8 protein-coding genes are annotated in these 7,743 nt (G+C 68.9%); 3 read left to right on the top strand and 5 right to left on the bottom strand.

All coding sequences use genetic code 11. The features are described from left to right. Nucleotides 1-46: 46 nt before the first annotated feature. Nucleotides 47-964, bottom strand: coding sequence for a hydroxymethylglutaryl-CoA lyase (locus tag ACTIEF_RS03335; protein ID WP_439470780.1), 918 nt, complete (start codon nucleotides 962-964; stop codon nucleotides 47-49). Further along, nucleotides 961-2,670 carry an ArnT family glycosyltransferase gene (locus ACTIEF_RS03340; RefSeq protein ID WP_439470781.1) on the bottom strand — a complete coding sequence of 570 codons (1,710 nt, stop codon included), beginning with the start codon at nucleotides 2,668-2,670 and terminating at the stop codon, nucleotides 961-963. Before ACTIEF_RS03340 ends, ACTIEF_RS03335 begins: the two co-directional genes overlap by 4 nt. An 89-nt stretch (nucleotides 2,671-2,759) precedes the next feature. Between ACTIEF_RS03340 and ACTIEF_RS03345 the strand changes: the two genes are divergently transcribed. Then, nucleotides 2,760-3,488, top strand: coding sequence for a glycosyltransferase family 2 protein (locus ACTIEF_RS03345; RefSeq protein WP_439470782.1), 729 nt, complete (start codon nucleotides 2,760-2,762; stop codon nucleotides 3,486-3,488). Nucleotides 3,489-3,591: 103 nt separating this feature from the next. Beyond that, nucleotides 3,592-4,035, top strand: coding sequence for a hypothetical protein (locus ACTIEF_RS03350; RefSeq protein WP_439470783.1), 444 nt, complete (start codon nucleotides 3,592-3,594; stop codon nucleotides 4,033-4,035). A gap of 321 nt (nucleotides 4,036-4,356) precedes the next feature. Here the strand turns inward: ACTIEF_RS03350 and ACTIEF_RS03355 are convergent, their stop codons facing one another. The 3 genes from ACTIEF_RS03355 to trhA are packed head-to-tail and all read right to left on the bottom strand — an operon-like array spanning nucleotide 4,357 to nucleotide 6,067. After that, nucleotides 4,357-4,707, bottom strand: a complete 351-nt coding sequence (locus ACTIEF_RS03355; protein ID WP_439470784.1) for a hypothetical protein — start codon at nucleotides 4,705-4,707, stop codon at nucleotides 4,357-4,359. Further along, nucleotides 4,704-5,291, bottom strand: a complete 588-nt coding sequence (phaR, locus tag ACTIEF_RS03360; RefSeq protein WP_439470785.1) for a polyhydroxyalkanoate synthesis repressor PhaR — start codon at nucleotides 5,289-5,291, stop codon at nucleotides 4,704-4,706. Before phaR ends, ACTIEF_RS03355 begins: the two co-directional genes overlap by 4 nt. Before the next feature lie 56 nt (nucleotides 5,292-5,347). After that, complete coding sequence (gene trhA, locus ACTIEF_RS03365; protein WP_439470786.1) at nucleotides 5,348-6,067, bottom strand: PAQR family membrane homeostasis protein TrhA; 720 nt, start codon at nucleotides 6,065-6,067, stop codon at nucleotides 5,348-5,350. 150 nt (nucleotides 6,068-6,217) lie between these two features. Between trhA and ACTIEF_RS03370 the strand changes: the two genes are divergently transcribed. After that, nucleotides 6,218-7,408: an acetyl-CoA C-acetyltransferase gene (locus tag ACTIEF_RS03370; RefSeq protein WP_439470787.1), complete on the top strand. Its 1,191-nt coding sequence runs from the start codon at nucleotides 6,218-6,220 to the stop codon at nucleotides 7,406-7,408. Nucleotides 7,409-7,743 lie beyond the last annotated feature (335 nt).

Consider the following 7,743-nt stretch of genomic DNA (forward strand, 5'->3'; position numbering starts at 1 on the left):
CGAAAGTGGCGAGGGCAAGGCGAAGCTTGTGGCGTCAGCCCCCGGGTCAGGTCCGGGGCCAGCCGCCCGCGCGGCTAAGGGCGCTGGGGGCGGGGCGGCCGATCTTCTCGCCGATCCAGCGGGCGCTCTCGATCAACTGGTCGAGATCGTAGCCGGTTTCGAACCCGGCCCGCTCCAGCATGTAGACCAGGTCCTCGGTGGCGATGTTGCCGGTCGCTCCCGGAGCAAAGGGACAGCCGCCGATGCCGCCGACCGAGGCGTCCAGAATGCTGACGCCGGCCTCGATCCCGGCATAGGCGTTGGCCAGGCCGGTGTTGCGGGTGTCGTGGAAATGCAGGCGCAAGGTGGCGTCCGGCGCGGCCTTGCGGGCGGCCTCGACCTTGCGGGTGACGGCCCAGGGATCGCCGACGCCGATGGTGTCGGCCAGGGCGATCTCCTCGACGCCCAGCACCGCGATGCGGCCGACCAGATCGGCGACCTGATCCACACCGACCTCGCCGTCGAAGGGGCAGCCCCAGACGCAGGACAGGGTGGCGGACAGGGACGGCGCGGCGCCCGAGGCGGAGCCGGCGTTGGCGCGGCCGGCGATGATCCCGGCCAGCATCTCGACCTGCTGGTCCACCGTCAGGCCCTGGTTCTTCAGGCCGAAGCCGTCGGTGACAGACATGGCCACATTGACCTCGTCCACGGTTGTGCCCAGCGCCCGGTCATAACCCTTGCCGTTCAGGACCAGGCCGATGCGGCTGCGGCCCTCTTCGTGGGGCAGGTCGGCCATGACCTCTTCGGCCCCGGCCATCTGCGGCACGTATTTGGGATGGACGAAGCTGACGGCCTCGATGCGGCGGGCGCCGGCGGTCTCCAGACGTCGCACCAGATCGGCGCGGACGGCGGGCTCAAGAATGGCCTTCTCGTTCTGCAGGCCGTCGCGGGGACCGACCTCGACGATGGTGATCCTGCGGCTCATCGGGCGGGCCTCGGCGCCGGGGTCGGAGCCGGAGCCGTGGGGCCGTCGCCGGGCGGGGCGTAGATGAACAGGTCCACGTCGTCGCCCTGCGAATAGTTGTGGCCGCGCACCTCGCGCACCACCCGGCCGGTCACGCCGGTGCGGGCGGTGGCGGCGCGGAAGGCCTCGGCCTCGCGCGCCTCGACGATGGCGGGACGCCCCTCGGCCAGGGCCTTGGCGGCGCCCTCCGCGTCGGTCAGCTCGGTGTCGCGACCGGTCAGGAAGACGAAACTGGGTTCATGATAGCCGGCGATGGCCACCGGGCCGGGACGACCCTGACGCGGATGGATGTCGGCGTCGTACAGGGCCTTGTCCAGCTGGGGAGAGACCGACAGCGGGCGCAGCTGGCGCAGGGTCCCGGCCAGGGCTCCGTGGGCCACGACGCCCAGCACGATGCTGGCGAGTAGCGCCGTGACCGCCGCGCGGTGCAGCATCAGGAAGGCCCCGATCAGGCCCGCCAGGACCGCGAAGACGATGGTCAGGGTGGCCCAGGTCTGGGCCGTGGACTTGCCGAACTCGGTCAGGCCGTAGACGACGCCGATGGCCAGCAGCAGTCCGACGAAGATGGTCAGGCCCGCGCCGCTCCAGCGCGACACCTTGCCGATGGGCCGGGTCAGGGCCGCCGCCGCCAGCAGGGCCAGGGCCCCGAAGGTCGGCAGGTTGTAGTGGATCAGCTTGGTCGGGGTCAGCTCGAAGATGATCCAGGCCGGGACCAGCCAGCAGACGAGGAACCGGATCGTCGGCTCGGCGCGGCGATGCCAGCCGGTCGAGACGGCGGCGGGCAGCAGCAGGGTGGCCGGGAAGAAGGTGATAAGCGAGGCGATCAGATAGTAGCCCGGGGGGGCGCCGTGGCTTTCGTGGCCGCCCGCGATCTTGGGCGCCAGATCGCCGGCGATGGCCTCGCGCCAGAAGCCGCCGTCGGTAGCGATGGTGATGGCGATCGCCCATGGACCCACGAGCAGGGCCACCAGCGGCAGGCCCCAGCCCCAGCCGAGACGCTTCAGCCAGCGGAAATCGCGATCCCATGCGGAGACCAGCAGCATGGCCGGGGCGATGACGATCAGGCCGATAGGGCCCTTGATCAGGATCGACAGGCCCAGGCCGAACCAGAACATCAGCTTGTGCGGCCGTTGTGGCGCCTCTCCGGCCTTGGAGGCCAGATAGATGCGCGCCAGTCCGGCCATGGCGAGGGTGACCGCTCCGCACAGCATGGCGTCGGTCTTGGCGATGCCCGCCTCGGTCGACAGCAGGAAGGAGGCGCCCATGATCGCGCCTGCCAGGAAACCCGCGCGGTTGCCGAACATGGCCTGACCGACCCAGGCGATGGCCGCGGCGGCCATCATGGCGCCGAGGATGGAGGGGATGCGGTAGGGCTGGATATCCCGGTTCTCGACCTGGGAGGTGGCGGCCACCGCGACCGCCTGCATCCAGTAGATGCCGACCGGCTTTTTCCAGCGCGGATCGTCCTGGAAGCGGATGTCGACGTAGTCGCCGCTCTCCAGCATCTGCGACGTCGCCTGGGCGTAGCGGCTCTCGTCGCGATCCAGCGGCGGCAGCAGGGCCAGGACGGGCAGGCCCGCGAACAGGGCGACCAGCGCCGCCATCAGCGGCCCCCGCCATCCGGCGATGTATCGGTCGAGGTCGGGGCGCGTGATCGAAAGCGTCATGGATGCGTCTTATCACGCCGGTTCCGTCGTCGTCATGCGTGTGCGGAGCACGTCTCCCGCGCGGCTTCAAAACCGGCTAGAGAGCGGTCATGACCGAAGCCGCTCCCGACATCTCCGTCGTCGTTCCCGTCCATGACGAGCAGGGCGCCGCAGGCCCGCTGGCCCGCGAGATCGCCGCCGCCTTCGCCGGGCGCTCGTTCGAGATGGTGTTCGTCAATGACGCCTCGAAGGACCGGACGCTGGACGAGCTGCGGGCCCTGCAGGCCGAGTTGCCGCAGCTGCGGGTGCTGAGCCATGGCTCCAACGCGGGACAGAGCCGCGCGGTGCGCACCGGGGTGCTGGCCGCCCGCGGAGCCATCGTGGTGACCCTGGACGGCGACGGCCAGAACCCGCCCGCCGACGCGCCGCGACTGGTCGACCTGCTGGCGTCCTCGCCGCCGAACGTGGCCCTGGTGGGCGGCGTCCGGGCGAAGCGTCAGGACTCGGAGGCCAAGCGCTGGGCCTCGCGCTGGGCCAACCGCATCCGCAAGAACCTGCTGGGCGACGACGCCGATGACACCGGCTGCGGGCTGAAGGCCTTCCGCCGGGACATCTTCCTGCGGCTTCCCTACTTCGACCACATCCACCGCTATCTTCCCGCGCTGATGATCCGGGAAGGGTTCGAGAACCGCTATCTGGATGTGGATCACCGCCACCGCGAGACGGGCCAGTCGAAGTACACCAACTGGGGCCGGCTGATGGCCTCCTTCTCGGACCTGCTGGGCGTGATGTGGCTGAAGTCGCGCTCACGGCGACCGGGGGCGATCAGCGAGTTCTGACGCCGCTCGCCCCGGGAGAGAGCGGGCGTAGCCGTATGGAGCGAACCGGGGTATCTATCGTTAACAAGCGCGGCCGTGAGCGGCCGTGGATGGAGCCTCGCCCATGCTGGTCGCACTGCCCCTGCTGCTGATCCCGGTGGTCCTGTACAATATCGTGGTGCTGTCCAGCCTGTTCACCGGCGGGGACCACGCCAACCTGGCCGCGGGCGGCGCCGACGCCATCCTGCGCGACCCGATGTTCTCGATCCCGATGGCCTCGGGCACCAGCTGGAATGTCGGCGTGGGCGACCTGATCCTGCTGCTGTCGCTGATCCTGCTGTTCTTCGAGCTGCTGAAATCGACGTCGAGCCAGAAGGTCGCGATCGTCAACCACGCCCTGTCGATGATCCTGTTCGTCGTGGTGCTGGTCGAGTTCCTGCTGATCAAGGGCTTCGCCACCTCGACCTTCTTCCTGATCGTGACGATGGTCATGCTGGACGTGCTGGCCGGCTTCATCGTGACCATCATCTCGGCCCGCAAGGATCTGGATTTCGGAGGAGCCGCGTAGCGGCTTCTTTTTTAGGCGCTAACGCTCGCGACACGGTCGCTCGCTGCTTGAGCGCGGATCGGGACGGCGCCTGTCCTCGGCGCCCTCCACCCTCCTACGCCCTGCGGGCTTCGGACGGTCCCCCTCCCCCAAGGAGGGGGAGTGAGGCGCATCGCCTCAAGCAGCGAGCCGCCGCGCGGCGAGCGGTAGGCGACTTAAGAAAACCCCACGAAGATCAGGGCGACGACGGTGATGTCGAAGGCGCGGGAGAGGAAGCTGAGCATGGCGGGGTCCGGAAACGGGTCGATCTGACCCGGTTTCAGCAAGGACCGTGCCGGTGGCTCAGATGTCCGTGTCTTCCGCCCGCCCGGGCTTCGGACGACGCTCGTGGGTCCCCGAATAGTTGGTCTCGAGGTAGGCGCTGCGGGCCGCGTCGAGCACCGGCTGGCCGCCCCTGAGGCCGCGCTTCTGACCGGTCTGCCCCATCATCTGGGCGGCGAAGACGGCCGCCGAGCCGTCCGAGGGCGGCACGGCGGCAGCTCTTGCCGGGGCCGGGGCGTCGTCTTCCACCGGCTGGCCGACCGGGACGAGGGCGCGCGAAGCCGAGGCCGCGCGGCGCTCCGCCTCGCGACGGTCGGCGGCGCGGCGCTCACGGCGTTCGACCGGACCGATGGAGCGGACGACGTCGCTCATCCCTTGGACAGCTTGTCGAGCTGGGCCCGCATCTCGTCCATCTGGCGACGCATTTCGTCCAGCGGGTCGGCGGCGGTGGGAGCCGACGGCGTCTCGGCCGAGGTCGGCTGGCGGGCGACGCCGCCGAAGCCGGGCCACATCTTCATCGCCTCGGCGAACATGGCCATGTTGCGCTTGACCGCCTCGTCCATCAGCCCGGCGCCGGTGGCGCCGCCGAAGGCCTTGGAGAACTGGCTGCGGATCTGCTCCTGCTGGCGCGAGAAATTGTCCAGCGACATCTCCAGATAGGAGGGCAGGACCCCCTGCATCTGGCCGCCGTAGAAGCCGATCAGCTGACGGAGGAACTGGACGGGCAGCAGGGCCTCGCCGCGGCTCTCTTCCTCGAAGATGATCTGGGTCAGGATCTGACGGGTCAGGTCCTCATTGGTCTTGGCGTCATAGACCACGAACTCGGTCCCCTCGCGGACCATCCGCGCGAGGTCTTCCAGTGTGACGTAGGCCGAAGTCGCCGTGTTGTAGAGCCGCCGGTTGGCGTACTTCTTGATGACGACGTTGTCTCCCGCACCGGACTTCTTGTCAGCCACGCGCTGTCCCCGTTCCTGTTGCAACGCCACAGTGTCCGCGCTGCGCGTGCGAAAGTCTAGCCAGCCCCGACGGTTGCGGGCGCAAGAACCACGCCGACCAGCACCGCGGCCCAGTGGACGGTGGCGCCGGTGACCACGAAGCCGTGCCAGATGGCGCGGCGGAACTTCACCTTCGGGCTGATGAAGACGAAGACCCCGGCGGTGTAGATCAGGCCGCCGATGACCAGCAGGGTCAGGGCCGCCGGGTGGACGGTCTCGACCATGGGCTTGAGCGCGATGACCGCCAGCCAGCCGAAGGCCACATAGACGCAGCTCCAGAGGACGTCGGACAGGCGCGGCAGCAGCACCTTGGCGAAGGCGCCGCCTAGACCCACGGCCCAGACCAGCAGGGTGAAGCCGACGGCCCAGGCCCCCTCGAACCGCTGGGTGGTGAAGGGGGTGTAGCTGCCCGCGATCATCAGGAAGATGGCGGCCTCATCCAGTCGGCGAAGGACCGGTCGGGCGGCGCAGGGGCGGATCTGGTTGTAGACGGTCGAGGCGGTCAGCATGGCGACCAGACACAGGGCGTAGACGGCGATGGCCACCGCCGCGCCGACCCCGGCGTAGAGCGCCGCCAGAACCGCCAGCAGGCCGCCGCCGACCACGGCCAGGGTCAGGCCGACCACATGCACGACCAGATCGGCCGTCTTTTCGGCGGGGGACAGATAGTGCTCGATCATGTCGAGCTCGTCCGGGGTGCAGACGTGGCTGAGCAGGCTTTTCAGACGCTTCATCATGGTCCCTTTCCAAGACCGGACGTCGTACGTCGTTCCGGCGAAAGTAAGCCCAAGCCGGTGACCAGCCGGTGAATCGACCGCAAGGGGCTGACGAACGTGCTGCGATGCGGCAAAAGCGCCACAAAGATTATTCCGCGTGGAGTGAATTACATGACTGCCCAGTCCTCCAACGATGTCGTCATCGTCTCCGCCGCCCGCACGCCGGTCGGCAGCTTCCTCGGCGCCCTGTCCAGCCTGTCCGCCGCCCAGCTGGGTTCGGTGGCCATCAAGGCCGCGCTGGAGCGGGCCGGGGTGAAGCCCGAAGAGGTGGACGAGGTGGTGCTGGGCCACGTCCTGCAGGCGGCGAACGGGCAGGGCCCGGGGCGTCAGGCCTCCATCGGCGCGGGCGTCCCCAAGGAGACCCCGGCCTGGACCCTCAACCAGATCTGCGGCTCGGGCCTGCGCGCCGTGGCCGTGGGCGCCCAGCAGATCGCCACGGGTGATGCGAAGATCGTCGTGGCCGGCGGTCAGGAGAGCATGAGCCAGGCGGTCCACGCCCAGCAGCTGCGCGGCGGCCAGAAGATGGGCGACGTCACCCTGGTCGACACCATGATCAAGGACGGTCTGTGGGACGCCTTCAACGGCTATCATATGGGGCAGACCGCCGAGAACATCGCGGCGAAGTTCGACATCGCCCGCGAGGCGCAGGACGCCTTCGCCCTGGCCAGCCAGCACAAGGCGGAAGCCGCCCAGACCGCCGGCCGCTTTGACGACGAGATCACCCCGGTGGTGATTGCCTCGAAGAAGGGTGAGACCGTCATCGACAAGGACGAGTACATCCGCCATGGCGCGACCATCGAGGCGATGGAGAAGCTGCGCCCGGCCTTCTCCAAGGACGGCAGCGTCACCGCCGCCAACGCTTCGGGCCTGAACGACGGCGCCGCGGCCCTGGTGCTGATGACCGCCGACGAGGCCAAGGCGCGCGGGCTGACCCCGCTGGCGCGGATCGTGTCGTCGGCCACGGCGGGCGTCGATCCGGCGGTGATGGGGACGGGCCCGATCCCGGCCTCGCGAAAGGCGCTGGAGAAGGCGGGCTGGACCGTCGCCGATCTGGACCTGATCGAATCCAACGAAGCCTTCGCCGCCCAGAGCCTGTGCGTGGTCAAGGAGCTGGGACTCGACCCGGAGAAGGTGAACGTCAACGGCGGCGCCATCGCCATCGGTCACCCGATCGGCGCCTCGGGCGCGCGCATCCTGACCACCCTGCTGTTCGAGATGCAGCGCCGCGATGCGAAGAAGGGGCTGGCGACCCTGTGCATCGGCGGCGGCATGGGCGTGGCCATGTGCGTCGAACGCGCCTGATTTCAGGGGTTCGGCGTTGTCCGTCGCGGGGCGGCGTCCGTATTCTTCAGTTATGTGAAAGAAGCGCTTGACCCAGAAGGAGGGGGCGCTAAAAGCCCGCCTCCGCCGCCCGTCACCGGGAGGCGGGCCACGGAAAGCGGTTCTTCTTCGAAAGAATGACTTGACGGGGGAACTGGAGGCGTTAGATACGCGCCTCCCTCGCTTCGGCGGGGCCGCCCTGGAGGGTTTGATTGTTTCTTTGAAACAATCGCTTGACAGGGGTTCGGCGGTAGATTAAATCGCCGCCTCCGCCGTGACCGGGCGTTAAATGGTTGGGCCGCTTCGGTGGTTTGGGT

The sequence above is a fragment of the Brevundimonas sp. genome, assembly GCF_051858995.1.
Lineage (GTDB): Bacteria > Pseudomonadota > Alphaproteobacteria > Caulobacterales > Caulobacteraceae > Brevundimonas.

Bases quoted from the DNA above. Each gene is read 5' to 3' on its own strand.
- ACTIEF_RS03350 (WP_439470783.1), top strand. From the start codon at position 3,592: ATGCTGGTCGCACTGCCCCTGCTGCTGATCCCGGTGGTCCTGTACAAT.
- ACTIEF_RS03335 (WP_439470780.1), bottom strand. From the start codon at position 964: ATGAGCCGCAGGATCACCATCGTCGAGGTCGGTCCCCGCGACGGCCTG.
- ACTIEF_RS03355 (WP_439470784.1), bottom strand. From the start codon at position 4,707: ATGAGCGACGTCGTCCGCTCCATCGGTCCGGTCGAACGCCGTGAGCGC.
- ACTIEF_RS03370 (WP_439470787.1), top strand. From the start codon at position 6,218: ATGACTGCCCAGTCCTCCAACGATGTCGTCATCGTCTCCGCCGCCCGC.
- ACTIEF_RS03340 (WP_439470781.1), bottom strand. From the start codon at position 2,670: ATGACGCTTTCGATCACGCGCCCCGACCTCGACCGATACATCGCCGGA.
- ACTIEF_RS03345 (WP_439470782.1), top strand. From the start codon at position 2,760: ATGACCGAAGCCGCTCCCGACATCTCCGTCGTCGTTCCCGTCCATGAC.
- trhA (WP_439470786.1), bottom strand. From the start codon at position 6,067: ATGATGAAGCGTCTGAAAAGCCTGCTCAGCCACGTCTGCACCCCGGAC.